The 25,907-nt window shown below is 63.5% G+C and carries 21 protein-coding genes; 14 read left to right on the top strand and 7 right to left on the bottom strand.

Features of this window, described 5'->3' with window-relative positions; genetic code table 11:
• Nucleotides 1-60 precede the first annotated feature (60 nt).
• The 7 genes from GTP58_RS31705 (at nt 61) to GTP58_RS07485 (ending at nt 7,050) form a co-directional block, all read left to right on the top strand.
• Nucleotides 61-861: a beta/gamma crystallin-related protein gene (locus tag GTP58_RS31705; protein ID WP_161076876.1), complete on the top strand. Its 801-nt coding sequence runs from the start codon at nt 61-63 to the stop codon at nt 859-861.
• Between the two features lie 62 nt (nt 862-923).
• Entirely contained in the window at nt 924-1,433 is a 510-nt protein-coding gene (locus tag GTP58_RS07510; RefSeq protein ID WP_161077308.1) for a sigma-70 family RNA polymerase sigma factor, read from the top strand.
• Nucleotides 1,430-2,380 (top strand): FecR domain-containing protein, encoded by a 951-nt coding sequence (locus tag GTP58_RS07505; RefSeq protein ID WP_229215454.1) that lies wholly within the window; start codon nt 1,430-1,432, stop codon nt 2,378-2,380. Before GTP58_RS07510 ends, GTP58_RS07505 begins: the two co-directional genes overlap by 4 nt.
• Before the next feature lie 93 nt (nt 2,381-2,473).
• Complete coding sequence (locus GTP58_RS07500; protein WP_161076874.1) at nt 2,474-4,918, top strand: TonB-dependent receptor; 2,445 nt, start codon at nt 2,474-2,476, stop codon at nt 4,916-4,918.
• Nucleotides 4,919-4,934: 16 nt separating this feature from the next.
• On the top strand, nt 4,935-5,183 hold the full coding sequence (locus GTP58_RS07495) for a DUF3649 domain-containing protein (RefSeq protein WP_161076873.1): 249 nt from the start codon (nt 4,935-4,937) through the stop codon (nt 5,181-5,183).
• Nucleotides 5,180-6,769 (top strand): PepSY domain-containing protein, encoded by a 1,590-nt coding sequence (locus GTP58_RS07490; RefSeq protein ID WP_161076872.1) that lies wholly within the window; start codon nt 5,180-5,182, stop codon nt 6,767-6,769. Before GTP58_RS07495 ends, GTP58_RS07490 begins: the two co-directional genes overlap by 4 nt.
• A complete protein-coding gene (locus GTP58_RS07485; protein WP_072782173.1) occupies nt 6,766-7,050 on the top strand; it encodes a DUF3325 domain-containing protein in 285 nt (94 codons plus the stop codon). The genes GTP58_RS07490 and GTP58_RS07485 overlap by 4 nt, the downstream gene beginning before the upstream one ends.
• Here GTP58_RS07485 and GTP58_RS07480 read toward each other — a convergent pair.
• Nucleotides 7,047-7,991, bottom strand: coding sequence for an NAD(P)H-binding protein (locus GTP58_RS07480; protein WP_161076871.1), 945 nt, complete (start codon nt 7,989-7,991; stop codon nt 7,047-7,049). The genes GTP58_RS07485 and GTP58_RS07480 overlap by 4 nt on opposite strands.
• A 96-nt stretch (nt 7,992-8,087) precedes the next feature.
• On the opposite strand from GTP58_RS07480, the gene GTP58_RS07475 reads away from it, so the two are divergent.
• Entirely contained in the window at nt 8,088-8,996 is a 909-nt protein-coding gene (locus tag GTP58_RS07475) for a LysR family transcriptional regulator (RefSeq protein ID WP_161076870.1), read from the top strand.
• Here GTP58_RS07475 and GTP58_RS07470 read toward each other — a convergent pair.
• Complete coding sequence (locus GTP58_RS07470; RefSeq protein WP_161076869.1) at nt 8,983-9,324, bottom strand: DUF4124 domain-containing protein; 342 nt, start codon at nt 9,322-9,324, stop codon at nt 8,983-8,985. The genes GTP58_RS07475 and GTP58_RS07470 overlap by 14 nt on opposite strands.
• A gap of 160 nt (nt 9,325-9,484) precedes the next feature.
• Here GTP58_RS07470 and GTP58_RS07465 point away from each other — a divergent pair, with 160 nt between their 5' ends.
• Both GTP58_RS07465 and purT read left to right on the top strand, forming a co-directional pair.
• Nucleotides 9,485-10,243 (top strand): YdiY family protein, encoded by a 759-nt coding sequence (locus GTP58_RS07465; protein ID WP_373924705.1) that lies wholly within the window; start codon nt 9,485-9,487, stop codon nt 10,241-10,243.
• Nucleotides 10,244-10,258: 15 nt separating this feature from the next.
• Nucleotides 10,259-11,470 carry a formate-dependent phosphoribosylglycinamide formyltransferase gene (purT, locus tag GTP58_RS07460; RefSeq protein ID WP_161076867.1) on the top strand — a complete coding sequence of 404 codons (1,212 nt, stop codon included), beginning with the start codon at nt 10,259-10,261 and terminating at the stop codon, nt 11,468-11,470.
• A 6-nt stretch (nt 11,471-11,476) separates the two neighbouring features.
• Here the strand turns inward: purT and GTP58_RS07455 are convergent, their stop codons facing one another.
• The 5 genes from GTP58_RS07455 to GTP58_RS07435 form a co-directional block, all read right to left on the bottom strand.
• Nucleotides 11,477-12,241: a LytTR family DNA-binding domain-containing protein gene (locus GTP58_RS07455; RefSeq protein WP_229215506.1), complete on the bottom strand. Its 765-nt coding sequence runs from the start codon at nt 12,239-12,241 to the stop codon at nt 11,477-11,479.
• A 20-nt stretch (nt 12,242-12,261) separates the two neighbouring features.
• Entirely contained in the window at nt 12,262-13,431 is a 1,170-nt protein-coding gene (locus GTP58_RS07450; protein WP_229215453.1) for a sensor histidine kinase, read from the bottom strand.
• A gap of 13 nt (nt 13,432-13,444) precedes the next feature.
• Nucleotides 13,445-14,920: a carotenoid oxygenase family protein gene (locus tag GTP58_RS07445; protein ID WP_229215452.1), complete on the bottom strand. Its 1,476-nt coding sequence runs from the start codon at nt 14,918-14,920 to the stop codon at nt 13,445-13,447.
• Between the two features lie 9 nt (nt 14,921-14,929).
• Nucleotides 14,930-15,337, bottom strand: a complete 408-nt coding sequence (locus GTP58_RS07440) for a DUF2141 domain-containing protein (RefSeq protein WP_161076866.1) — start codon at nt 15,335-15,337, stop codon at nt 14,930-14,932.
• 81 nt (nt 15,338-15,418) lie between these two features.
• A complete protein-coding gene (locus GTP58_RS07435; protein WP_229215451.1) occupies nt 15,419-17,131 on the bottom strand; it encodes a PAS domain-containing hybrid sensor histidine kinase/response regulator in 1,713 nt (570 codons plus the stop codon).
• Nucleotides 17,132-17,253: 122 nt separating this feature from the next.
• Here GTP58_RS07435 and GTP58_RS07430 point away from each other — a divergent pair, with 122 nt between their 5' ends.
• The 4 genes from GTP58_RS07430 (at nt 17,254) to GTP58_RS07415 (ending at nt 25,904) form a co-directional block, all read left to right on the top strand.
• Nucleotides 17,254-20,796 (top strand): CHASE domain-containing protein, encoded by a 3,543-nt coding sequence (locus GTP58_RS07430; RefSeq protein WP_161076864.1) that lies wholly within the window; start codon nt 17,254-17,256, stop codon nt 20,794-20,796.
• A gap of 268 nt (nt 20,797-21,064) precedes the next feature.
• Complete coding sequence (locus GTP58_RS07425; RefSeq protein ID WP_161076863.1) at nt 21,065-24,139, top strand: ligand-binding sensor domain-containing diguanylate cyclase; 3,075 nt, start codon at nt 21,065-21,067, stop codon at nt 24,137-24,139.
• A gap of 141 nt (nt 24,140-24,280) precedes the next feature.
• The gene (locus tag GTP58_RS07420) at nt 24,281-25,483 is read left to right on the top strand and encodes a hypothetical protein (protein WP_202413497.1); all 1,203 of its coding nucleotides are present in this window, start codon (nt 24,281-24,283) and stop codon (nt 25,481-25,483) included.
• A 10-nt stretch (nt 25,484-25,493) separates the two neighbouring features.
• Nucleotides 25,494-25,904 carry a hypothetical protein gene (locus GTP58_RS07415; protein ID WP_161076862.1) on the top strand — a complete coding sequence of 137 codons (411 nt, stop codon included), beginning with the start codon at nt 25,494-25,496 and terminating at the stop codon, nt 25,902-25,904.
• The last annotated feature ends 3 nt before the right edge of the window (nt 25,905-25,907 follow it).

Raw genomic sequence — 25,907 nt, 5'->3', positions numbered from 1 at the left:
CGTACAGAGGCCACTTTCAAAAACGTACATGCTCAAGGCTCATCCACACAGGAGAAGACAATGAACAAGACGTTGAAAATCGCCGCAGCCATCGCAGCCATGGGGTTGGCCTCGCAAGCATTTGCACAAATCACTTTTTACGAAGGCGACGGCCTGCGCGGCCGCGCCTACAGCGCCAACGGCCAGGTCCGGGATCTGGGCCGTGTCGGATTTAACGACCGCGCTTCCTCGGTATTCGTCGACCGCGGCCAATGGGAAGTCTGCGAAGACTCCAACTTCCGCGGTCAATGCATGGTCCTGCGCCCCGGCAGCTATGAGTCGCTGAGCGGCATGGGCCTCAACAACCGTATCTCCTCGGTACGCCCGGTCAAGGCGCGCGACCGTTACGACAATGAAGCACCGCCACCGCTGGCGCAGCCAAGCTACGAATGGCGACGCCGTCCTAGCGAACGCGTGGTCCAGGTGCCAGTCACCTCGGTGCGCGCCGTGGTGGGCACGCCTGAGCAGCGCTGCTGGGTCGAACGCCAGCAAGTCAATGAGCCATCGCGCCCCAACGCGGGCGGCGTCATCGCCGGCGCGCTGATTGGCGGCATCCTGGGTCACCAGGTGGGCGGCGGCACCGGACGTGATGTGGCCACGGCCGGCGGCGCTATCGCCGGCGCTGCTGTCGGCAACAACGTCGCCAACCAGAACAACAGCTACTCGCGCGACGTACGCCGCTGCGAAAATGTCAGCAATCCCAAGCCGGAATACTGGGACGTGACGTACAACTACCGTGGCGTTGAGCATCGCGTACAAATGAATACGCCACCGGCGTCCAACATCGCCGTCAACGCGCAAACCGGCGAACCACGCATGTAAGCGGTTGCGGCGGCTGTTATGCTCATGTAGAATGAATGAGAATAGTTCTTATTCTCAAATTCATGACAGCCGCCGTACTCCACACCCATTTCACCGACCTATACAGTTCGCACCACTCCTGGCTGCAGCGCTGGCTATGCGTCAAACTGGGCAACGCGCATGACGCGGCAGACCTCACACAAGACACTTTCACCCGTATTCTTGGTCGAAACGACCTGGCAACGCTGCACGAGCCGCGCGCCTACCTGACCACCGTCGCCAAAGGTGTACTGGTCAACTGGTATCAGCGCCAGGCGCTGGAACGCGCCTACCTTGAAGCGCTGGCGACGCTGCCCGAACCGGCTGCCATCTCGCCCGAACAGCGCATGGTGATCCTGGAAACCCTGCACGAAATCGATGCCATGCTGGACGCCCTGCCCGCCAAGGTCAAGCAGGCTTTCCTGATGGCGCAGTTGGATGGCATGGGCTACGCCGAGATCGCGGCCAGCCTGGGCATGTCCGTCATCACCATCAAGCGTTATATGAAACAAGCCTTCCTGCAATGCCTGCTGGCGATGGAGGATTTCGCATGAATGCGCGCGTCTCGCCGAAGGCACTGGAACAGGCGGCGGAATGGCTGGTCCGGTTACAGGACGGCGCCACCAGCGCCGACCACGCGGCCTGCGAACAATGGCGCAGCAGCGATCCGCAACATGCCCTGGCCTGGGAGCGCGCCGAAAAGCTGATGAGTAAACTGGGAGCGCTGCCGCCGGAACTGGCGATGCCGGTGTTGAGCCGTGCACCAGGCTCGCGCCGTGCGGCGGTCACGCGCATCGTCGCCCTGATGCTGACCGTGCCGGCCGGCTGGGCCGCGTGGCGCTATGCCGAATCGCAGCCATGGGCGGGCGAAATCCATACCGCCACCGGCGAACGCCGCCTCGTCACGCTGGCGGATGGCACCAGCGTCACACTGAACACCGCCAGCGCCATCGACGCCCGCTACACGGCAGAGGAGCGCCTGATCGTCCTGCGCAATGGCGAAATCCTGGTCCGCAGCGCATCGACGCCTGACGCCCGCCCGCTGCGGGTCAGCACCGCAGAAGGCCTCATGCAGCCACTGGGCACTATCTTTAACGTACGCCGCCACGCATGCAGTACCGAACTCGCCGTACTCGAAGGCGCGGTCCGCGTCACGCCAGCGCACGCAGCGCAGAACGTGCAGGTCATCGGCGCCGGCACACAGACGCGCTTCAACGCCCGCCACATCGCTCCCGCACGCGCTATCGATCCCGCCCTGAGCGCCTGGACCACCGGCATGCTGCTGGCCGATCAGATGCGGCTGGAGGATCTGGTGGCGGAGCTGTCGCGCTATCGTAAAGGCCTGCTCCGGGTGGATCCGGCGGTGGCCTCGCTGCGCGTGTCCGGCGCCTTTCCCATCACCGATACCGAGCGCACGCTGGACATGCTGGTCTCCACCTATCCGGTCGACGCCGTGCAGCGCTTGCGCGGCTACTGGATCACGCTCACGCCACGTGGCTAAAAAATATTTTTGCATTGTCCTGATACTTTTTTGCGGCCCGGCTGGCAAACAGGCAGTAACCAATTAACTGCCAACCAAAAGGAAGTCGCTGTAATGCCGATCCACCGCTCCACCTCGTCCGAACGCCGCCTGGCGCGCGCTGTCCGCATCGCCCTGCTCAGCATGACGCTGGCCGCTGGCCCGGCGGTCATCGCTGCAGAAGCACCCGTCGCCGCGCCGCAAACCTATCAACTGCCCGCAGGTCCGCTGGGCCGCACGTTGTCCGGCGTTGCGGTTGGCGCAGGCATCCCGCTGTCGTTCGACCCGGCGCTGACGGCGGGCCTGAGCAGCCCTGCGCTCACCGGCAACTACCCGCCGCGCGTGGCGCTGGAACGCCTGCTGGCGGGCAGCGGCCTGATACTGGTCACCCGGACCGACGGCACGCTGACCCTGCAAAAACAGCACGCCGCCCCCAGCCCTACCGCAGCAACGAGCGCGAATGCCGCTCCGGCTACGCTGGCTCAGGTGGAGGTACGTGGAGTAAGCGAAGGCGCGCCGGGCAACTTGCGCAGCACCGGTGCTACCGGCCTGGAACTGTCGATACGCGAAACACCCCAGGCGATGAGCGTCATGACGCGCCAACGCATTGAGGACCAGCGGCTGGAAACCCTGCAGGACGTGGTAGCACAAACCACCGGCATCACGCTCGATCATTCATCCACTACCCGCGAAACGGACCAGATGTACTCGCGTGGCTTCGCCATCGACACCTATCTGTTCGACGGCATCCCCACCACCAGGCTGGTCGAACCTTCGGGTTTCGACGCCAACATCTACGAGAAGATTGAAGTGGTGCGCGGCGCCGCAGGCCTGATGGGCGGCACCGGCAGCCCGGCCGCCGCCGTCAACCTGGTGCGCAAGCGCCCTGCGCGCGAGCTCCATGCCGACTTCGAGCTTCAGGCCGGGTCGTGGGACCGCTTTCGCGTGCAGGCCGACATCTCGGCGCCGCTCAGTGAAGACAAGCATGTCCGCAGCCGCATCGTCGTCGCCCAGCAGGACGACCACTCCTTCATCGACCGTTTTCATCAGGACAAGGACCTGTTCTACGGCGTGGTCGAAGCGGATGTCACGCCATCCACGCTGCTCAGCACTGGCCTGATCTACCAGAACGAGAAGCTGGAAGGCGCCAGCCGCCGCTTCGCCGGCTTTTACAGCGACGGCAGCCTGACCGATTTCCCGCGCTCCATCAACAGCGCGGCCGGCTACTCTTACTTCAAACGCAAGCAAAGCCTCGGCTTCGCCACACTCGAACACTTCTTCGACAACGAATGGAGCGCCAAGCTGGCCATCAACTACGCAGCCAACCAGTACGATGCGGTACAGGGTTACGCCATGCGCGGTAATCTGGACAGGCAAACCGGCGGCGGCCTGTCGCAGTGGGTCACCAAGTGGGATTCCAAACCGGAGCAGCTCACGGTTGACGCCTTTGCCAGCGGTCCGTTCACCGCTTTCGGCCGCAAGCATGAACTGGTGCTTGGCATGAGCGCGTCGCGCATGGAGCTCAAAGGCCCGAGTTATCCGGCCTGGATACTGCCGGGCTACGATGCCAGCATCCCGAACTTCTACACCTGGAACGGCAACTCGCCCATGCCGGACTACAACGGCAAGGTCACAGGCAGCTCGCTGGAACGCGAGAAGCAGCTGGCCGCTTATGGCTCCATGCGCCTGCGTCCGACGGACGAGCTGTCGCTGATACTGGGCGCGCGCGTCACCAACTGGCAGCGCGATACGGAATATGTGGAATTCGGCGCGCCCACCGTCGCCGACAGCTTCCGCAAGAATGGCAAGCTGACGCCTTATATCGGCGCAGTCTACGCGCTGAACCCCGCATGGTCGGCCTACGCCAGCTACACCAGCATCTTCTCGCCGCAAAGCTATCGCAAGCGCGACAACAGCCTGTTGCCGCCGCTCGAAGGCAACAACACGGAAGTGGGCGTCAAGGGTGACTTCCTCAACGGCCTGCTGAGCACCAGCGTTTCGGTGTTCCGCATGAAGCAGGACAATCTGGCGGAAATCGATCAGGACATGCTGCTGTTGCCTGCGGGCGGCGGCACCTACGCTTATCACACGGTCAAAGGCGCAACGGCGCAAGGCTACGAGCTGGAAGTCTCGGGACAAATCCATCCAGGCTGGCAGCTCACCGCCGGCTACGCCCATTCACGTATCGAGGACAGCCAGGGCAGCCGCCTGCAAACGGGTCAGCCGCTCAACAACTTCAAACTGTGGACCAGCTATGACGTCAACAAGCTGACGGTAGGCGGCGGCATCAACTGGCAGGACGAGGTCTACACCGAAAGCGCCGGCCCGCACGGCGAGCGCTTCACGCAGCACAGCTACGCGCTGCTGGCGCTGATGGCGCGCTATCGCCTGACGCGCGAGCTGTCGGCAACCGTGAACCTCAACAACCTGCTCGACAAGAAGTACTACTCATCCGCTGCGGGCGGCTTCTATGGCGATCCGCGCAACGTCATGCTGTCGCTGAACTACCGCTTCCGCTAAGCCACCGAGGACTCATATGAACCGTATCGCCGCCGCCATACTTGGCGGTTACCTCTTCGCGTCAGCTGCTGGCGCGCTACTTTCAACCATCAATGGCCCCGGCAGCGACGCCATGATGGGCGGCGCCCTGCTTGGCCTGGCGCTGTATGCACCGGCCGTGATCTGGGCGTTCGCCGCCCGCAGCAACCGCCGCGCCTGGGCGGGACTGCTGGGCGCAAGCCTGTGCTGTGCGGCGCTGACCGCCATCGTGGGAGGTGCGTCATGAGCGGACTGCGACAACGCATGGCGTGGCTGCATACCTGGGCAGGCCTGTGGGTATGCTGGCTGGCCTTCGCCATTTTCCTGACAGGGACGCTGAGCGTGTTTGTGGATCCCATCTCCGACTGGATGCGGCCGGAACAGGCGCAGGAGTCAGCGCAGATGCCCTTCACCGGGCCATTGGACCACGCCAGTCAGCTCCGTCATGGCTTGCGCTACCTGCAGCAACACGCCGCCGACAGCAAGATGTGGGAACTATGGCCGCGCGCGGGCAAGGAGCAGTTCCAGGTCTTCTGGCTCAACGCGCAAGGCATGTACGAGGACGCGCACCTGTCGTCCGCCACCGGCGCAGCGCTGCGTGAAGACGCCGGCGCCGTCCGCGATACACTGGGCGGCATGCACTTTGTCGAGTTCCACCACGCGCTGCACGCCGGTACCACGGGCCTGTGGATCGTTGGCGCAGCGTCGGCGGCGATGCTGGTGGCGCTGATTTCCGGCGTCATCACGCACAAGCGCATTTTCCAGGACTTCTTCACGTTCCGCCCCGCCAAAGGCCAGCGCTCATGGCTGGACGCGCATAATCTGGCTGGTGTACTGACGCTGCCCTTCCTGTTCATGATCGTCTACAGCGGACTGGCAATCAGCTGGAATACGTATATGCCGGCGATATCGTGGGCACAGCAGCTGCGCACCGGCGACGAGGCCTACACGCGCGAATACGGCCCCGAGATCAAGTCCTCGGGCCAGCCGGGAGTGCTGACGCCACTGGAGCCGTTGGTGCGGCTGGCCGAGGCCACCTTCCACTCGCCGGTGTATGCGCTCGTCGTCAACCATCCTGGCGATGCGGCGATGACGGTGCAGGTCTACAGCACCACCTCGCCCGATACCCAGCAAGGCAACCTGCTCAGCAAGCGCGGCATGATGAAGTTTGATGGCGTCAGCGGCGCCTTGCTTGAAACCGAGATGCCACACCGCGCCCCGTCCAACGGCGCCCGCGCCACCATGGTCACGCTCGACGAACTGCATCGCTTGCACTTTGCCGGGGCGGTGATCCGCTGGATCTATTTTGTGGCGGGCATGGCCGGGACGGCAATGATGGCAACCGGCGCCATTCTGTTCATGGTCAAACGCCGGCAGCGGGCATTGAACGAATTTGGCGCCAGCACCCAACGCGTCTACCGCCTCATCGACGTATTGAACGTGGCCAGCATTGCCGGCTTGTCGCTGGCGTGCATCGCCTTCCTGTGGTCCAACCGTCTGATCCCGCTGGCGCTGGACGAGCGGCACGAATGGGAAGTGGCGGCATTCTTCGGCGCCTGGGCCGCAGCCCTGCTGCATGCGGCCCTGCGCCCGGTGACCCAGGCCTGGCGCGAACAGCTGTGGGCTGGCGCGGCGCTGTGTGCTGCGCTGCCCTTGCTGAATCTGGCCACTACCGGCCAGCACCTGCTGACATATCTGGCGCAACGTGACCTCGAACGCGCGGCCGTTGAATTGACGGCCATCGGCATGGGCGCAGTGCTGGCCTTTGCCGCAATACGTACAGGCCAGCGCAGGACCGTTGCCAGCGCCGCTGTCAGAAAGGCCGTGCCATGACTTACGCGACACATATCCTGATCGCGCTGGGCCTTTGCCTGCTCGGCATGACTGCACTCTCGCTGGCGATCGACCGCCACCACCGCCAGGTCTACGGCGGGGACACGCCACCTGGCAAGCGCGCCTTGCTGCGCACCGGCGGCGCGGTGCTGCTCGCACTTGCCATGCCACCGTGCGTGTTGCTGTGGGGCGCAGGCGCCGGCTTCGTCGCCTGGCTCGGCATGCTCACCATCGGCGCCCTGCTGACAGCAATGCTGTTGGCCTACTGGCCGCGCAGTTAAGCCGCCGTCACGCAGCCCAGCCCCTGCAAGGTGCGGCGAACCGCCACGTCCAGCGGCGTATGCGGTTCGCTGCCCAATACCGCCAGCAGACGCGCGTTCGACATGCGTACCGGCTGGCGCCACAGATAGCGCATCTCGCGCAGTTCGCGGAACACCGGTACGAACGGCGACGCCAGCGCCAGCAGCCACCATGGGAACGCGCTGGCTTTTAACTCGGGCTTGCCGGCTGCGCGGGCGATCGCCGCCGTCATCTGGGTGCCGTCGGCATCCCAGTGGCCGTTCATCTGGTAGCTGGCGAACATCGGCAACTGGTCGCCGCGTTCCACCAGGCGCACCATGGTCTCCGCCACATCCGGCAGATACGCCCACTGATGGCCGACGCCCGGTGCGGCTGGATTGCTGATCGCCGACACCTCCTTGCCCGGTTTGACCAGCCCCTGGGCGAACCAGCTATTACCGGTTTTCGGCCCGAAGAAATCGCCGGCACGCACGATCAGCACCGGCACGCCGGCATCCTTCAAACGGCGCTCCAGCTCAACCCGGATCGCGCCCTTGCGGGTGACAGGATGCTGCGGCGAGTCCTCGCGGATATTCGGCAGCGCATCGGGACCATAGTTGTAGACAGTGCCCGGCAACAGAATACGTGCCCCACTGGCGCGTGCCGCAGCGATGGTATTGTCGATCATCGGCAGCACCAGCGCGCCCCAGTTGCGGTAGCCCGGCGGATTGACCGCGTGGACGATCAGCTGCACGCCTTGCGCGGCCTTGACCACATCGTCCCGGTTCATGGCGTCACCAGCCAGCCATTGCATGCCGTCGCCGGGCTTTGCCACCTGCTGCGGCGCGCGGTGCAGCGCTTTCACGATCCAGCCGCGTGCGGCCAGCAAACGTGCCACCTCGCCACCTACACCGCCCGTTGCGCCCAGTACCAGTGCTTCCATGTCGTTCTCCTTGAGTGAATGTCGATGGAGACAGTGTGCCCGGGCGCGACCTAAAAGAAAATTACCCAAAACCGCATAGCCGCTATACAATTTTGTATGACCTCGAGCCAACCAAACTGGGATTTGTACCGTTCCTTCCTGTCCGTGCTACAGGAAGGTTCGCTGTCCGGCGCCGCCCGCGCGCTCGGTCTGACGCAACCGACCGTCGGCCGCCATATCGACACCCTGGAGCAGGCACTGGGCCTGTCCCTGTTCACGCGCTCGCAGTCCGGTTTCATCGCCACCGATGCCGCCTATGCACTACAACCGTTTGCAGAAACGCTGGCCTCCGCATCCTCGGCATTATTGCGCGCGGCTTCCGGCCTGGGGCGCGGCGAAGACGCGCAGGTCAAAGGTTCGGTGCGCGTCACCGCGAGTGAGGTGGTCAGCGTGGAAGTGCTGCCGCCGATACTGGCGCAGCTACGCGCCAGGCATCCCGGCATCACCATTGAGCTGGCGGTATCGAACCGTATGGAAAACCTGCTGCGCCGCGATGCGGACATCGCGGTACGCATGCAGCGCCCCGAACAGGATGTCCTGGTGGCGCGCCGCATCGGCAATATCGATCTGGGATTTCACGCGCGGCGCGATTATCTGGAGCGTCACGGAACGCCGCGCACATGGCAGGAACTGGCGCAGCATACGCTGATCGGCATAGACCGCGAAAACGCCTTCACCCGCAAGCTGCAGCCACTGCTAGGCGACTTGTCGAGCAGCGCCTACGCCGTCCGCAGCGACAATGACCTGGTCCACCTGGCCTCGATCCGTGCGGGACTGGGCATCGGCATCTGCCAGGTACGGCTGGCCGCACGCGATCCGCATTTGGTACGCGTAATGCCCGACCTGCTGACCATTCCGCTCGACACCTGGCTGGCCATGCATGAAAACCTGCGCGCCAATCCGGCCTGCTCGGCGGTCTACAGCGCGCTGGCGGCAGGCCTGGACGATTACGTCAACGGGCGCTGAGCAAACGGCGCGACTTGTGCACTTCATCCTGCAGCTGCAGGTTTTGATGCGCTGCCTGCAGGGTCTCCGCATCGACACTGACCATCTTGCGCGCCAGAGGACGTGGCAGGTCTGCCCAGCGGCTACGCGGCGCAGGCGCGACCACGGGTGGCAACACGGGCGGCGCCGAGGACGTCGCCGGCTCCGGTTCAGCCTCGGCCAGCTTGCTGCCTTCCGCACAAGCGATATCGGTGAATGTCACCTGGCCCTGCTCGTCCACGCACTTATTGATTGCGGCACCCGCCATGCCGCTCATCGCGACCAGCGCCGCACATAGAATGAATTTCATGATCGATGCCCCTTTAACAAGTGACACCATGATCGGGCCGGCCGCGCCCCGCGTCTGTACGGGCGCACACGCTGCGTGCGGCATTTTCGCTCTACGTCGGGTACAATAACGCCTTCTTCCGTATCACAAGCGCGTTGTCGTTGCGCGGCATCGCGTTCTCATGCCTATGAAATCTCTCCTGATCCTCTCTGCGTTTGCGCTGGCTTCCGGCTACGCCGCAGCCGATTCGCTCGATCCTGTTAATGCCCACGGCTGGAATACTTCCGCTGAACTGGGTGCGATCTCCACCTCCGGTAACACGGTCGGCACCTCGGTCACCGGCAAGATCGACGCCAAACAGGAGCTCCCTGACTGGAGCAACGAATACATCCTGGCCGGTTACTTCAAAGACGAGCAGGTCACCAACGACGCAGGCCAGAAAGTGCGCGAGCGTTCCGCGCAGCGCTATTCGGCGTCCGCCAAGGCAGGCTACAAGCTGCTGCATGACGACCATGGCAAACTGTTCGCGCTGGCCACCCACGTGGACGACCGCTTCGGCGCCTACACCCGCTACTCGACCGTCGGTGTCGGTTATGGCACCCAGACCTACCAGTCCGAAAATCACACCCTGGACGTGGAAATCGGTCCTGGCTACTTCCGCGGTGTCCGTTCGGAAGGCGAAACCGAAAGCGGCATGACCGTGCGCGGCGCCGCCAACCTCAAATGGAAACTCAGCGACAGCGCGCAGTTCAGCCAGAACGTCAGCGTTGAACGAGGGACCTCCAACGTCCACTCGATGGCCGAAACCGCGCTGCGCACCAAAATCAACAGCACGATGCAGATGAAAGCAGCGTTCAACATCCGCAATGACACCAACGTGCCAGCCGATAAAAAGAACACTGACACGCAAACGTCGGTAACACTGGTTTATTCCTTCTAACTTGACATCGCACTTATGAACACTCCACGCACTCTCGGTACGCCCCTGTCCCCTACCGCCACAAAAGTCATGCTGCTTGGCTCTGGCGAACTTGGCAAGGAAGTCATCATCGCGCTGCAGCGCCTGGGCGTGGAAGTGATTGCTGTAGACCGTTATCCGAATGCGCCCGGCCATCAGGTTGCGCACCGCGCCCACGTCATCAACATGACCGACGGCGCCGCGCTGGAAGCGCTGATCGCGCAGGAAAAGCCGGATCTGGTGGTGCCGGAGATCGAAGCCATCGCCACCGACAAACTGGCGGAGCTGGAGCAGGCCGGCAAGATCACCTGCATCCCCACCGCACGCGCCGCGCAGCTCACCATGAACCGCGAAGGCATCCGCCGCCTGGCCGCCGAAACCCTGGGTCTGGCCACGTCGCCCTACCGTTTCGCCAGCAGCCTGGAAGAACTGGAAGCCGGCGCTGCTGCCGTGGGTTTCCCGTGCGTGGTCAAACCGGTGATGTCGTCGTCGGGCAAAGGCCAGTCCAAGGTGGACTCCGCCGCTGACGTCAAGGCAGCCTGGAATTACGCCGCCGCCGGCAGCCGGGTGGATTCGGGCCGTGTGATTGTGGAAGGCTTTATCGATTTCGACTACGAGATCACGCTGTTGACCGTACGCTCGCTGGGCGCGGACGGCAAGGTGATGACGCAGTTCTGCGATCCTATCGGCCACTTGCAGGTACAGGGCGACTACGTCGAGTCCTGGCAGCCATGCCGCATGGACCCGGTGGCGCTGGAGCGCGCCCGCGATATCGCCGCCAAGGTGACTGGCGACCTGGGTGGCCTGGGCCTGTTCGGCGTCGAGCTGTTCGTCAAGGACGACATGGTCTGGTTCTCGGAAGTGAGCCCACGTCCGCACGACACCGGCATGGTCACCATGGCGACGCAGGTACAGAGCGAATTTGAACTGCACGCCAAAGCTATTCTGGGCCTGCCAGTCAACGTCGCCATGAAAGCGCCGGGCGCTTCGGCCGTGATTTATGGCCAGCACGAAGCCCAGGGCATCGCCTTTGAAGGCGTGGCTGACGCGCTGCGCGTACCGAACAGCGATATCCGCCTGTTCGGCAAGCCAGAGTCGTTTGCCCGCCGCCGCATGGGCGTGGCGCTGGCCACCGCGGACGATGTGGAAGCCGCGCGTGTCAACGCCAAACTGGCCGCATCCAAAGTGAAGCCAGTCGTCGTCAAGTAAGACCTGCTACATCCCCCGGAACAGATCGACGTAGTTACGGCTAACGACGAGCTGCTCCGGGCGGCCTTTCAGCTGCACCATCAGGCGTCCGCGAAAATCCTGCTTCGTGCCCGCGACATGGCGCGCGGCGACAATCACACTCCGGTGTATCTGCCAGAACTGCTGCTCGTCGAGCTGCTCGCGCAGCTTGCTGATGGGCGTGCGGATCAGGCTCTCGCCATCAGCGACAAACACGCTGGTGTACTTGTCGTTACTCTGGAAGTAGATCACCTCTTCAATGGGAATCAGGCGCGTTTCCTCGCCGTGCGACGCGCGTATCCATTGCAGCGGCGCGCTTGCAGCGGCGGGCGCTGGCGCGGACGCCTGAACCGCCGCCCCGCCGCCAGCCAGCTGCGCCAGCAAAGCCTGCAGGGCCGCCGTTGGCAACGCAGGCTCCGGCGCCTTGAGGCGCGCCTTCAGTTTGGCGACGGCTTTTTCCAGGCGATCCAGGCTGGCAGGTTTGAGCAGGTAGTCCACCGCCGAATGCTCAAACGCTTCCACCGCGTACTGGTCAAACGCCGTGACAAACACGATATGCGGCGGCTTCGGGCTGTCCACCAGCCTCGCTGCGACATCCAGGCCGGTCATGCCAGGCATGCGGATATCAAGGAACACCACCTCCGGCGCCTCTTCGTCAATCATGCTCAGCGCCTCGATGCCATTGGCGGCTCGGGCAACCACGCGCAGTTCGGGCCAGACGGTTTTCAGCTGGCCTTCCAGATATTCACGCAGATGGGATTCGTCGTCTGCGATCAGGGCACGGATGGTATCGATGTTGGACTCTCATTCAAAGGCAGCATGAGGCGCACCGTCATGCCGCAGGGTTGGTTTTCTAATAATTCTACCTTAGCGGCAGCGCCATACAAACTGCGCAGGCGCTCCCGCAGGTTACTCAGGCCGACGCCGCCGCCCGGCTTGCGTGGTGCGGTTTCATTCAGGCCAACACCGGTATCGCTGATGCGCAGGCTGACATGGTCGCCTTCCACGCGCGCGCTCAGCACCACCTCACCGCCTTCCACTTTGGGCTCCAGACCGTGGGCGATGGCGTTTTCCACCACCGGCTGCAGCAGCATGGGCGCGATGCGGAACTGGCGCAATTCATCCGGCACCTCAATACGGTAACGCAGGCGCTCGCCCATCCGCACCTTCAGCACATCCAGATAAGCGGCAATCAGCTTGCACTCGGAGGCCAGCGACGCTTCCTCGCTGCGGCTGGCGCTCAGGGTCGCGCGCAGATAATCAATGAAGCGCTCCAGCATGTGCTGCGCTTGCGCCGGCTGGGGACCAATCAGGCTGACCACATTGGCCAGGGTGTTGTACAGGAAGTGCGGTTCGATCTGTGCCTGCAAGGCGCGCAGCCGTGCTTCGGCCAGCATGCGCGCACTGGAAGCCAGCGCTTCCTTCTGGCGCGCCTCCTCCACCGCACGCGCCGCCCGGCGGTCGGCGGCACTACGCACCATGTACAGCAGCAGCGCCACGCCCGCCGCGATCACCAGCGACTCCGCCTGCACGCCCCGGTTGGACAGCAGCAGCAAGGGATCGGCGCCACTCCAGAGCAGGTTGCCGAAGCCAATGCCAACCAAGACGCTCACGCCCATCAACGTCATGCTGAACAGGACGCGCGGCAGGCCACGCGCGCGGCGCGGCCAGCCGTTGAGCAGGCGGTTGCTGAGCACAGAACCCGTGTGGATCATGAGACCGATCAGGTTCGACATCAGCAGCATCGGCCCCAGGCGCGTCCAGTACGAGACGCCGTCACGCACCAGCACCACCTCCAGTGCCGCCAGCATCACGCCCAAGCCGCTGCTCCAGATAATGGTGTACAGCAGGTTGCGCGGTTGCGATGCAGGCCAGCGGCGGAAAAACGGTATCAATTCCAGCGGATGCGCCAGTGGCGGTACGGAGTTCGGTGTTGTCATCATAGGGTCAGGTTATTCATGCCGCCAGAAAGTTACCATGAAAGCAAACCGGCGCGCGATATGGCAGTCGTGCCAATGCCATCGGACCCGCCTTGATGTTGTGTGCATCAAACACTGTCAAGACACTTTGACCCCGGCGCGTGTCCTGCGCCACGCCCACCACATAGCCGTCGGTTTCCGACCGCGCGCCACGGCGTGGCACCAGAACGTGTTCTTCCGCGCGCCATCCCGGTCCGAAATCATAGCCGTCCACCTTGCCGCTGTCGGTGTCGATGAGGTTAACGCTGTTCAGGATCAGTTCACGGCCGGTGGCGCCCAGCACCAGCAGCTTGCGGTGGCGCGACGAAATCACTTGCGGCGCAACGCGCGGAAATTCGCTGATGCCAAACAGCCGCGCCTCGCGGGCCTGCCCGCTGGCGTAATCCAGCGTAATCTGCACGACACTGCTCGGGTTATCCGACACCATGTTCATCTGGCCGCTCATCGGCAGCGCGAACTTGCGCATGCCATCGCCTTCATGCAGCACCACGTCCAGGCGGGTGCAGGCGCCGTCTTCGTAGGCATTCCCGAGATGGAAGACCGAACGCGCCGGCAGTTCGAAGATCTGGCGCACCGCCAGCGTATCCTTGGACACCACGATGGCGCGCATCGGGCGCTGATCGCCTACCCATACAAAGCTGTCAGCCAGGCTGCGTTCGGGTTCGGCATGCATGTCGTAAGGCGCCACCAGGAAAATCAGATGACGGCCGCTGACCACGAAATCGTGCACCATGTTCAGCTGCGGGATCGGCAGCATGGCAGTGCGTGTCACTTCGCCGGTGGCGCTCAAGCGGTAGATCACCAGCTGGTCCGCGCCCGGCGCCGTGCCGAAGTTCCACAGGCCGCCGTCCGGGTCCATCTTTGGATGCGCGGAGAATGGCATGGCTTTCAGATCGCTGCGCCAGGTCTTGATGCCGCGCGTGGCCAGCGTTTGCGGGTCCAGTTCCGTCGCCGAACCGCCTTCCCACAGCGCATACACACTGCCGTTCAGCGGCAGCAGATTGGTGTTCGCCGCATTCAGCGTATCGTTGTTCTTGAAGCCCTTGCGGCCGTACCAGGTGCCGAAAGTGCGGTACAGGAACTGGCCAGCCTTGCTTTCCTCTTCAAATTTGCGGGTGGCGACGAAGCGGCCGATATGGCTTACTTTACCGTCGCCGATCTGCCAGCGCTGGGCAAAGCCGTCGCCATCGAACCAGTGGTGATAGCGTTCACCACCCAGTTCAAAGCGCCCCGGCCCGTTGCGGAAGAAGACGCCATTCAGGTCTTTCGGCAGATTGCCCAGCACCGTGGCGTCGCCTGACAGGTCGCCGCTATGGTCGGCGTACACCGACAACTGGGCATTCTGCTCCAGCGCGGCGTGGAAGTTACGGTAGGTCAGCGTGTCGGCCAGCGCGGAGCTGGATGCCAGGCCGAGCGCGGCAAAGCTGAGGAATTGGCGGCGGTTCGTCATCATGGTCTCCGATCAGCGCAGGTTGACGGTCGCGGTGGCGCCGTTTGCAGGTACTTGAATGCGCGCCGCGTCGAAGCCAGGTGCGCCGTGCTTGCCCAGCGCATTGTTGCTGAAGGCGTAGTCCTCGGTCGGCATGCCGACCCCATTGCGATCCAGTTTGCCGTTACCGTTAGCGTCGTGGAAAACCGCAAACGCATAGTCACCGGCCGGCAGATCGGCTACCGTGAGCTGCACCTCGCCATTGTGGGCGGGCGCCACCACGGCACGCATGGGTTTCGTCGGGAAGGCGTCGGCCGAATCGAAGACGGCCACCATGACCTGGCCGTCGTTGCTGGCGACATCGGCGACGCGGATGGTGAGGTCGGCGGCATAGGCTGGCAAGGCGGCGGCAAACAGTACGGCGAGTATCAACTTGGACATGCTGGGCTCCTGAGTGAATGAAGTGTGATGCCACTTTATTCAATGCCCGGCGCCGCCGTGCCAGCATGCGACGAATTGCGCCTACCCGGCGCGAAGTGCGCCACGATGGCGCGAAATGGTGGCCAGCATTTGCTCGATATCGACCGGCTTGGCGATAAAGTCATCCATGCCTGCGGCCAGGCACTGGTCCTGCTCGGACTGCATCACCCCTGCCGTCATCGCCAGTACGGGCAGTTTCAGGCCAAGCTCATGGCGAATATGCCCGGTCGCCTCAAAACCATCCATCACTGGCATTTGCACATCCATCAGCACCATATCGATGTCGGCCGCGTGCTCACGCAGATAGTCGACCGCCAGCTGGCCGTTCTCCACCAGGGCGACGCTGGCGCCGGCGTGTTCCAGCATGCCGCGCGCCACCACCTGGTTCAGCGGGTGGTCCTCCACCAGCAGCAGCCGGAGACCCTGCAAGGTCGGCGTTTTCTCGCCGGGTGATGGCGCCAGCTCCACCGGAGCTGGCGCTTCCGGCAGCACCCAGCTGCCCGCAGGCGCGGCCTGCGGTAGGGGCGGCTCGCGACCGGTATTGGCATCCACCTCGCCCAGCGCAAACGGCAGGGTGACCATAAACTCGCTGCCCGCCCCCGGCATGCTGTGCACCAAGATGTCACCGCCCATCAGCTCCGACAGGCGCCGGCAGATCGCCAGCCCTAGCCCGGTGCCGCCAAAGCGGCGCGTGGTCGAGGCGTCGGCCTGGCTGAACGCGGAAAACAGGCGGCTTTGCTGCTCCATATCCATGCCGATGCCGGTATCGCGCACGGCAAAGCGCAGCCGCACCATGCCACCCTGCCCGGCCGCCGCGACCACCACACGCACCGTGACCCCACCGCGTTCGGTAAATTTGATGGCGTTGCCGACCAGGTTAATCAGAATCTGCTGCAAGCGCATGGCGTCGCCGATCAGCACCGGCGGCACATCGGCGTCCGCATTGATGGCAAGGCTGATGCCGCGCGTATTGGCGTGCAGCGTCATCACGCTGGAGACGGCGTCCAGCACCTCGCGCGGACGGAATGCGGTGGGCGCGAGTTCCATGCGTCCCGCTTCGATCTTGGAGAAATCCAGCACATCGTTCAGGATACCCAGCAGCACCTGGCCGGAGGACCGTATCATGCCGACGTATTCCTGCTGCGCGCGGCTCAGCGGCGTATTCTCCAGCAGGTATGCCACGCCCAGTACCGCGTTCATCGGCGTACGGATCTCGTGACTCATATTTGCCACAAACTCGCTCTTGGCGCGGCTGGCCGCTTCGGCGCGCTGTTCGCTGTTTTTGCGGTCGGTGATGTTCATGGCGGTCAGATAGAATCCATTGACCACGCCATCCGGCCCCACATCCGGCACCAGGTCCACCAGAAAATGGCTGACGCCTTCCGCGCCCCGGAACTCGCGCTCAAAATGCAAGCGACGTCCGGCCAGCGCTGCATTCAAATCACCCAGCCAGGATTCCGCCGCCGGACCAAAGACTTCGATCACGGTCTTGCCGATCATCGCCTGCGGGTCCAGTCCCCATTGGGTGCGGTAATGCGCGTTGGCGAAACGGTAGCGCAGATCGCGGTCCATATAGGCGATCAACAAGGGCAGCGTATCGGCCAGCACGCGCGCGCGGCGCTCGCTCTCGCTGGTACGGTGCAGGGCCGCATCGCGCTCCGCCTTCTGCCTTGCGTTGCTGACCAGGGACAGCAGGCCCGCCAAGGCCGCAAAGGCCAGCGATGCAGCGACTATCAACAGTTCTTTGGAGGGCATGGTCAAAGCTGGCTCACGATAGACTGGATAGCAAAATATTACCTTTAGCCGCAACGAATGCCAAACCATTATGACAATATTTACGCTATAGTGGTTCATCGTTGACACTCGTGGAACCTGTCATGCGCGCGTTGATGCTGCTTACAATGAGCTACGCCGTTATCGCCCACGCCAGCCTGATGCTGGCGTTTGCGCATACGAATGTGACGCCGGTCTGGCCGCCGTCCGGCATAGCCTTTGCTGCGATGCTGCTGATCGGCTACCGCGCCTGGCCTGGCGTGTTTGCCGGTGCACTCATCGCCAACCTGGCCACCTTCTACACCAATGGCGTCGCGTTTAACGGCGCCACCGCGGCCGCCTCGCTGCTGATCGCCAGCGGCAATACGCTGGAAGCCCTGTCCGGCGTATGGCTGGTGAAGCGCTTCTTCGATATCAAGGCCCCCATGGGCCAGCAACAGAATGTCTACAAATTCGCAGTCGTCGCCATGGCCATGTGCGCGGTCGCCGCCGGTATCGGCAGCACCACGCTGGTACTCAGCGGCCTGGCGCCAATGGCGGCCTACGGCACCATCGCGCTCACGTGGTGGGTCGGCGATACCGCCGGCGTGCTGCTGGTGGGACCCGCGATTGTGGTCTGGTGCATACGGCGCCTGCCGCGCTGGAGCTGGCGCGGCGCCATCGAGATCGGCTTTTCCGGGCTTGTATTACTGCTGCTGGCTGCCGGCGTGTTCGGCCGGCGCTACTCATATGACGATGGCCTGGGCTGGATGCCATATTTGTTCGTGCTGGCGATTGCCTGGTCCTCACACCGGCATGGCTTGCGTGGCGCCAGTGTGGTGTGCATGGTGGCGGCGGGCAGCGCCGTCATGGGCACCATCCATGGCCGCGGCCCGTTTGCGGTCGGCACGCTGAATGACGCGCTGATCGCACTGGCGACTTTCATCATGCTGTGCAGCCTGATCGCCATGGTGCTGTCGGCCGACGCCAGCGAGCGCCAACGCATCGGCAATGACGCAGCCAGCTACAGCATCGCACAATGGGCCACGCTGCTGGTCGGCGTCGGCCTGACGGTCGCGGTATGGCACTTGCTGGCCGCCAGCACGGAGCGCCGTGCGCAGGAACAGTTCGACGCCGAATGCGCCGACATCGCCAAGCGCATCAGCCGCCGCGTGACGCTCTACGAATCCGGGCTGCGCGGCGCGCAGGCGCTGTTCAAGGCCCAGCAGGAACCGACGCGCGACCAGTGGCGCGACTTCGTCTCCGGCATGGACCTGCACGACAACTTCCCTGGTGTGATGGGCCTGGGCTATGGACTGTATCTGCGAGCCGACCAGCGTGCCGCAACCGTCAGGGACATGCGTCAGCAGGGCTATGAGGACTTCCGCATCTGGACCAATGGCCAGGACGAAGACCCCGGCGCCTCCGTGGTCGTGATGTACCTGGAGCCATTCGCAGGCCGCAACCTGCGCGCCTTCGGCTACGACATGATGTCCGAGCCGGCGCGCCGCGCGGCGCTGCTGCAGGCTGCGCGCAGCGGCACGCCGGCGCTGACGGCCAAGGTGGCCCTGGTGCAGAACGGCCAGCAAGCCAGCCAGCCCGGCTTCCTCATGTACTTCCCCATCTACCGCAAGAACACCCTTCTGTCCGATGACGCGAGCGCGGAACAACGGATGGCGGCGCTGCAGGGATTCGCCTACAGCCCGATCCGCGCCGATGAATTGATGCATGACCTGCTTGGCCCCGCGGACCGCACCGTCAGGCTGGAGATTTTTGACGGCACACGGACCACGCCAGCGGCGCTGCTGTTTGCCAGCGAGCCGGAATCCGCCGATCCGCAGCAGTATCCCAATCCCTACCTGCGCACCGCGCCGCTGGAGCTGCTCCACCACCAGTGGACGCTGCGCTTTGCATCGCAACCCGCGTTTGAGGATTCGATCGACCGGCAGAAGTCCCATATCGTCCTGCTGGCTGGTGTGATTATCAGCCTGCTGTTCTTTGGCGTGGTGCGCGCGCTGACGGCGCGGCAGGCCTACGCCACGGCATTGGCGCAGCAGATGACGGGGGCCTTACGCCAATCGGAAAGCTCGCTGATCGCCGCGCGCGATCAGGCAGAAGCGGCCAGCCGCGCCAAGAGCGAATTTGTCGCCAACATGAGTCACGAAATCCGCACGCCGCTGAATGCAGTGCTGGGCATGACGCATTTATTGAGCAACACCGCGCTGCAACCGGAGCAGCTTAAATACGTCGAGATGATACGGTCTTCCGGCAATTCGCTGCTCAGCATCCTCAACGACGTGCTGGACTTCTCCAAGATCGAAGCGGGACGCATGGAACTGGCGCCGGCGCCGTTCCAGCTGTCGGCCATGCTGGAAGCCATTGCCACCATCATGACGGTCAACGCCGGAGAAAAGGATCTGGAGCTGGCCATCGGCGTCGAACCCGGCGTGCCGCAAGCCTTGATCGGCGACGGCCACCGCTTGCAGCAGGTGCTGATTAACCTGGTGGGCAACGCCATCAAGTTCACTGAAAAGGGTGCGGTAGCAGTACTGGTTGAACTGGCCGAAGCGCCGTCCACGCTGCGTTTCACCGTGCGCGATAGCGGCATCGGCATTCCGGCCGATCGCCTGGCGCAGCTGTTCGCGCCCTTCTCCCAGGCCGATGCCTCGATGACGCGGCGCTTTGGCGGCACTGGCCTGGGGCTCGCCATCTCGCGCCGTATCGCGGCGCTGATGGGGGGCGCCATCGACGTGCGCAGCACCTGCGGTGAAGGCAGCGAATTCATGCTGGTCGTGCCCTTGCAGCTCGGCGCGGAAGCGCCGCATGAACGGATTGGAACCGTTCAACACCTGCTGGTGGTGGACGATGACAGCATCAGCGCCGACTACCTGTGCCGCACCATCCACGCGCGTGGCTGGACCTGCGACAGCGCCGGCACGGGCGAACAGGCGCTGGCCATGCTGCACAGCTCCCAGGTCCGCTACGACGCGGTGCTGGTCGACTGGAACATGCCCGGCATGAACGGCCTGGCGACCATGCAAGCCATCCGGGCCGACAGCGCCATCGCCAAGCTGCCGGTGATTTTAATGATCAGCGCTTTCGGCCAGGGCAAACTGCTGCACACCGACGGCGCGCAGGCCGCCGATGCAGTGCTGCTCAAACCTGTCACGGCCGGACGGCTGGCGGAAACGCTGCAACAAGCGCAGGCCAGCGCGCGCGATCCCGCCGGCGCCGCGCCCGTTGCGGAAGCTGAAATCAGCGGCCAGCGTCTGGATGGGGTGCGTATCCTGCTGGTGGAAGATAATCCGGTCAACCAGCTGGTCGCCACCAGCATGCTGGCGCATGCCGGCGCGGTGATCGAGGCAGTCGACAATGGCCGCGACGCTGTCGAACGCCTGCGCACCGACGCGCACCGCTATGACCTGGTGCTGATGGACGTACAGATGCCGGAGATGGACGGCTTCGAGGCCACCACCCGGATACGCCAGGATCTGGGCCTGCATCTTCCGGTGCTGGCCATGACCGCCGGCGTCATGGCGTCGGAGCGCGAGCACTGCATCAGCTGCGGCATGAACGACTTCATCGCCAAGCCGATCGATGTCGAGGAAATGCTGCGCGTCATCGCACGCAATCTCCCAGCCGCCCAACGCGCCGCCTCGGGGCGCTAAAAAGCCAGCCAGTCGGCCCTGGAAGCCAGTGGCAACAGCGCGCTGGCCAGCATGAGTGCAAGCTATCGCACCGAAATGGACGGCATCGCCGGCAGCTACCTCCGCTTTGCCGCCAAAGCGATTTGACAGCGGCGTTTGCAGCTAAACCACAACCGCAAAAATATGTATTGACGTTTGCCGGCGGCGCGCTGATATTCAACCCAGCGCATAATTCTCACCAAATGTCTCTACATCGATGCGACTGAAGCCATATTCACTATGCTGTATTTTGCTGGCTTCCCTGCTCGCGCCATGCGGCGCAGCCGAACCGGCCAGACTGCCGCTGACCTTTGAAGCGATCGAGTCGCTTGGGTCGGACAGCCAGTCCATTATCTCGCTGCTTCAGGACCGCCAGGGCTATATCTGGATCGGCACCATAGAAGGCGGCTTGTTCCGCTACGACGGGCGGCGCGCCACGCGCTACACCAACGATCCGGCCAACCCTGCCAGCCTGCCGGGAGGCCGTGTCAGCGCACTGCACAGCGATAACCAGGGCCGCATCTGGGTCGGCACCGACGAAGGCCTGGCGCGCTTCGACCCGGAGTCCAACAGCTTCACGCGTTTTCATCCCGATTCGAAGCAGCGCAACACGCGCATCATCCGCCGCATCATCGGCGACGGCGCCAAAGGCCTGTGGGTCGCCACCTGGGGCGGGCTGCAGCACTTTGATATTGGCACTGGCAGCTTCAAGCTCTATCAGGCCGACCCGGCACAGAAAGACGCCCTGGCTTACAACGACGTCAACGCCATCGCCCTGGACCCGGCCGGCGGTTTATGGGCCGCCACCTGGCCGGGCGGCATGAGCTACCTGGCGCCCGGTGCAAAAGGATTCGCACACCTGCGGCTGGACAGCGAACAAAATCCCGATCCCAAGTTGAACGATGTCCGCGCCATGCGCTTCGATCAGGATGGCCGGCTGTGGATGGGCACGGACTTGGGCCTCGTGCTGTGGCAGCACGGCGCGCCATGGAGCGACCGCCGGCAGCTCACCGGTCCCCATGGGCGCATCAACAACATCAATATCGACAGCCATGGCAACGTGTGGGTCAGCACCCGCACTGAGGGCCTGATACGCTGGACCCGCGATCTGCAGCAAACCCAGACCTACAACCATCACGCCGAAGACAACCGCAGCCTGCCCAGCAACGCGGTCAACACCGTGATGGAAGACCGTCACGGCACGCTCTGGGTGGGCAGCTTCACCGACGGTGTCTCGCGTGCCAATCTCGGTAACTATGGGCTGGAGCGCATCATCCCGCGCGACGTGGCGCCGGACAGCTTCCCGTCCAGTAATTTCGTACGCAGCCTGGCGGCGGGCCGGGATGGCCAGATCTGGCTAGGCGTCGATGATGGCCTGGTACTGTTCGATCCGGCGCAAAAACGCATCGTGCGGCGCTACACAGCGAACCCCGGCCAAGCGGGTTCGCTCAACCACAATTCGGTCTACAGCCTTTACCACCAGCCCGATGGCCCGCTGTGGGTCGGCACCTCCAAAGGCCTGAACCGGCTCGCCCCGGGCAGCGAACGGTTTACTTCAATCCGCTTCGAAACGCCGGCCGACAACTTCGTCAACACCATGGCGCCCGGCCGCGGCAAGGTGCTCTGGCTGGGCACCGGTGCCAGCCTGATACGCTACGAAACGGACACTGGCGGCATGCGCCGCTACGTCCATGACGACAAGGATCCCCACAGCCGCAGTGTCAGCGAAGCCAGTGCCGTGCTGGAGGACTCGCAGGGCCGCGTCTGGGTGGGCGATTTCTTCCGCGGCACCGGGCTCGATATGATGAACGGCAGCGACGGCCACTTCCGGCACTTCCGCCACGACCCCGGCCAACCGCGCAGCATCAGCAGCGACAAGATCACCTGCCTGTACGAAGACATGTACGGCACCATCTGGATCGGCACCACGCACGGCTTGAACCGCATGGTGCCCGGCAGCGACGGTGTACCGGAATTCCGCCAGTACACCGGGCCTGGCGATCCCGGCCCCATTCTGATCGAATCGATAGAAAGCGATACCGCCGGAATCTTATGGGTCAGCACCGTACGCGGGCTCTCGCGGCTGGACCCCAGCACCGGCCACTTCACCCATTACTCCGCCGACGACGGTCTGACCGATGGCCTGTACCAGGGCTCGTCAGCGCGTGCCAGCGATGGCAAGCTGTATTTCGGCGGCACCACCGGCATTACCGCGGTCTATCCCGAACTGCCGCTACGCACACCGACCGTACCGCAAGCCGCCATCAGCGATATCCGCATTTACGACAAATCGCTGAGCAACGGCATGCGCCCCAAGGACGTGATACTGGAAGGCGCGGTAATGGCGCCGCGCGCGCTGACCATTCCGTGGAGCGCCGCCGTGCTGACGCTGGAATTCGCCAACCTGCATTACGCGGCGCCCAAGCGCAACACCTATGCCTACTGGATGGAAGGTTTTGATGGCCAATGGATGCGCGCCGACGCCACCCAGCCCGTGGCCACCTATACCAACCTCGATCCCGGCAGCTACCGCTTCCACCTGCGCGCCTACACCAACAAAGGCATGCAGAGCGAAGAGCTGGTCCTGCCCATCACGGTGACGCCGCCGTTCTGGAGCACATGGTGGTTCCGTACCGGTACAGTTTTGCTACTGTCGGCGAGCGTGGTGATGCTGTACCGCTTACGTGTGCAGGCACTGACACGGCGCGCCAGGCGGCTGGAAGCGCTGGTGGCCAAACGGACGCAGGAACTGCAGGAATCCAACCGCAAGCTGACCGCCCTGTCCGCCACGGATGGCCTTACCGGCCTGGCGAACCGCCGCAGCTTTGACGAGGCGCTGGCACGCGAATGGCGGCGCGCCCAGCGTGCCGGCGAACCGCTTGCGCTGGCCATGATCGACGTCGATTGCTTCAAGCTCTACAACGACAACTATGGCCACCAGGCTGGCGATGCCTGCCTGCGTGAAGTGGCGCGCGTGCTCGATGAAGGCGTACACCGCGCCACCGACCTCGCGGCCCGCTACGGCGGCGAGGAATTCGCCTTTATCGCACCGCTGAACAGCGCCAGCCAGGCAGCGGACATGGCGGAGAAAATCCGCGCCGCGCTCCAGGCGCTCAAGCTGCCGCACGCGCATGCGCCGGCCGGCTGCGTCACGGTCAGCATCGGTGTCGCCTCCGTTATTCCCTCGGAAGACCAGACGCCGGCACTGCTGCTGGAAGCGGCAGACCAGGCCCTGTACCGGGCCAAGCACGCGGGACGAAATTGTGTCATGCAAGCTCAGCTTGAAGCATCCAATCCAGCAGTGAATATCGCGGATACCCTTTAAGTAAGCTTGCTGTTTGCATCACATGGTAGCGTTCACATCATGGATTCCGTTGCCACTACACAACGGATTTGTGACATTTTCCGTGAAAACACCCATACTGAAAAAGCAGTACCACAACGACAAATCAGGAGGGTAGACACGATGAAGCAACCCGCGCTCGCCATCACCACTTTAGCCGTTCTCGGCACATTGGCCTTCAATAGCCATGCCCAGGAAGGCATTCCCATCACCGTCAGCGGCTTCGGCACCGGCGCGCTGACCATGACCAACAGCGACCAGGCCGAATTCAATCGCGTCAACCAGACCTCCGGTGTCGGCAAAGACGCCCGCGCCGGCGTCGATTCCAACCTCGGCATCCAGGCCACTGCCAAGTTGAGCGACACCATCTCCTTCACCGCTCAGGGCCTGGTACGCAAGAACGGCAATAACGACCAGTTCGGCGCCGAGCTGGCCTGGGCCTTCGCCAAATTCAAGCTGAACGACGAATTCTCTATCCGCGTGGGCCGTATTGGTCTGCCGGTGTACATGATTTCCGACGTACGCAACGTCGGCTACGCCAACACCATGCTGCGTCCGCCCAACGAGGTGTACCGCCAGGTCACGGCTGACAATGCGGATGGCGGCGACATCATCTACCAGCACAGTTTTGGCGACAGCACGCTGACTGCACAGGCCGCGATTGGCCGCACCAAGGTGCGCTCGCCAGGCAACTACTACGTCGAATTCAAACCGGTGATCTCGACCCAGGTATCGCTGGAGAGCGGTCCGTTCACCTATCGCCTCGGCCATTCGCGCGCCACCTTCGGCATCTATGACAACGCCAGCCTGACCACGCTGGTCAACACGGCCAAAAGCCTGGGGCTGAACAATGTGGTGGCTGAACTGCCGCTGACCGACATCAAGGGCACGTTCAATTCGGCCGGCATCAGCATGGACTACAACAACATCATCGGCCAGGCCGAATACGCCAAGCGCAAGACCGATACGCGCCTGGTGCAGGACACCAGCTCGTGGTACATCATGCTGGGCTACCGCTACGGCAAGTTCGTGCCCTACTACATGCACGGCGACGTCAAGCAGGACAGCCGCCGCAGCTTCGAGACGCTGCCGACTACCGGCCCGCTGGCGCCGCTGAGTGCCGCCGTCAATGGGGCCATCAAGTCAGGCCTGCAATCGACCAACGCCATCGGTCTGCGCTGGGACTTCTACAAATCGGCCGCCTTCAAGATACAGATGGACCGTATCAAGACGCGCGATGGCAGCGGCTACTTCGTCAACGCCAAACCTGGCTTTGCCGGTAGCACCGTCAACGTTTATGCCGCAGGCATCGATTTCGTCTTCTAAGGAGAATGCCATGCACAAGACTATCGGCAAGCTGCTGCTGGCAACTGGCGTATGGCTGGCTGCAGCCCCTGTGTTCGCAGCTGAAATTGTGGTGATCGTGAATCCCAAGAATCCTGCAACGCGCATGTTCAGCGAACAGGCGGCGCAGTTTTTCCTTGGTAAATCCACGCTATTTACGCCGGTCGAACACAGCGACGGCCCGCTGCGCAACGAGTTTTACAAGAAGGTGCTGGACAAGGACACCACCCAGGTCAAGGCCATCTGGTCCAAACTGGTGTTCACCGGTAAAGCCACGGCGCCCAAGGAGTATGGCTCCAGCGCCGAGGTGAAAAAAGCCGTGGCGGCGGATCCCAGCGCCATCGGCTATATCGAGAAGTCGGCGGTGGATGACTCGGTCAAAGTCATCCTCACCGTGCAGTAAGCG

Source organism: Duganella sp. CY15W, assembly GCF_009857555.1.
GTDB lineage: Bacteria > Pseudomonadota > Gammaproteobacteria > Burkholderiales > Burkholderiaceae_D > Rugamonas > Rugamonas sacchari.
The sequence above is the reverse complement of the archived record's forward strand: the minus strand, read 5'-3'. Positions and strand labels throughout refer to the sequence as shown.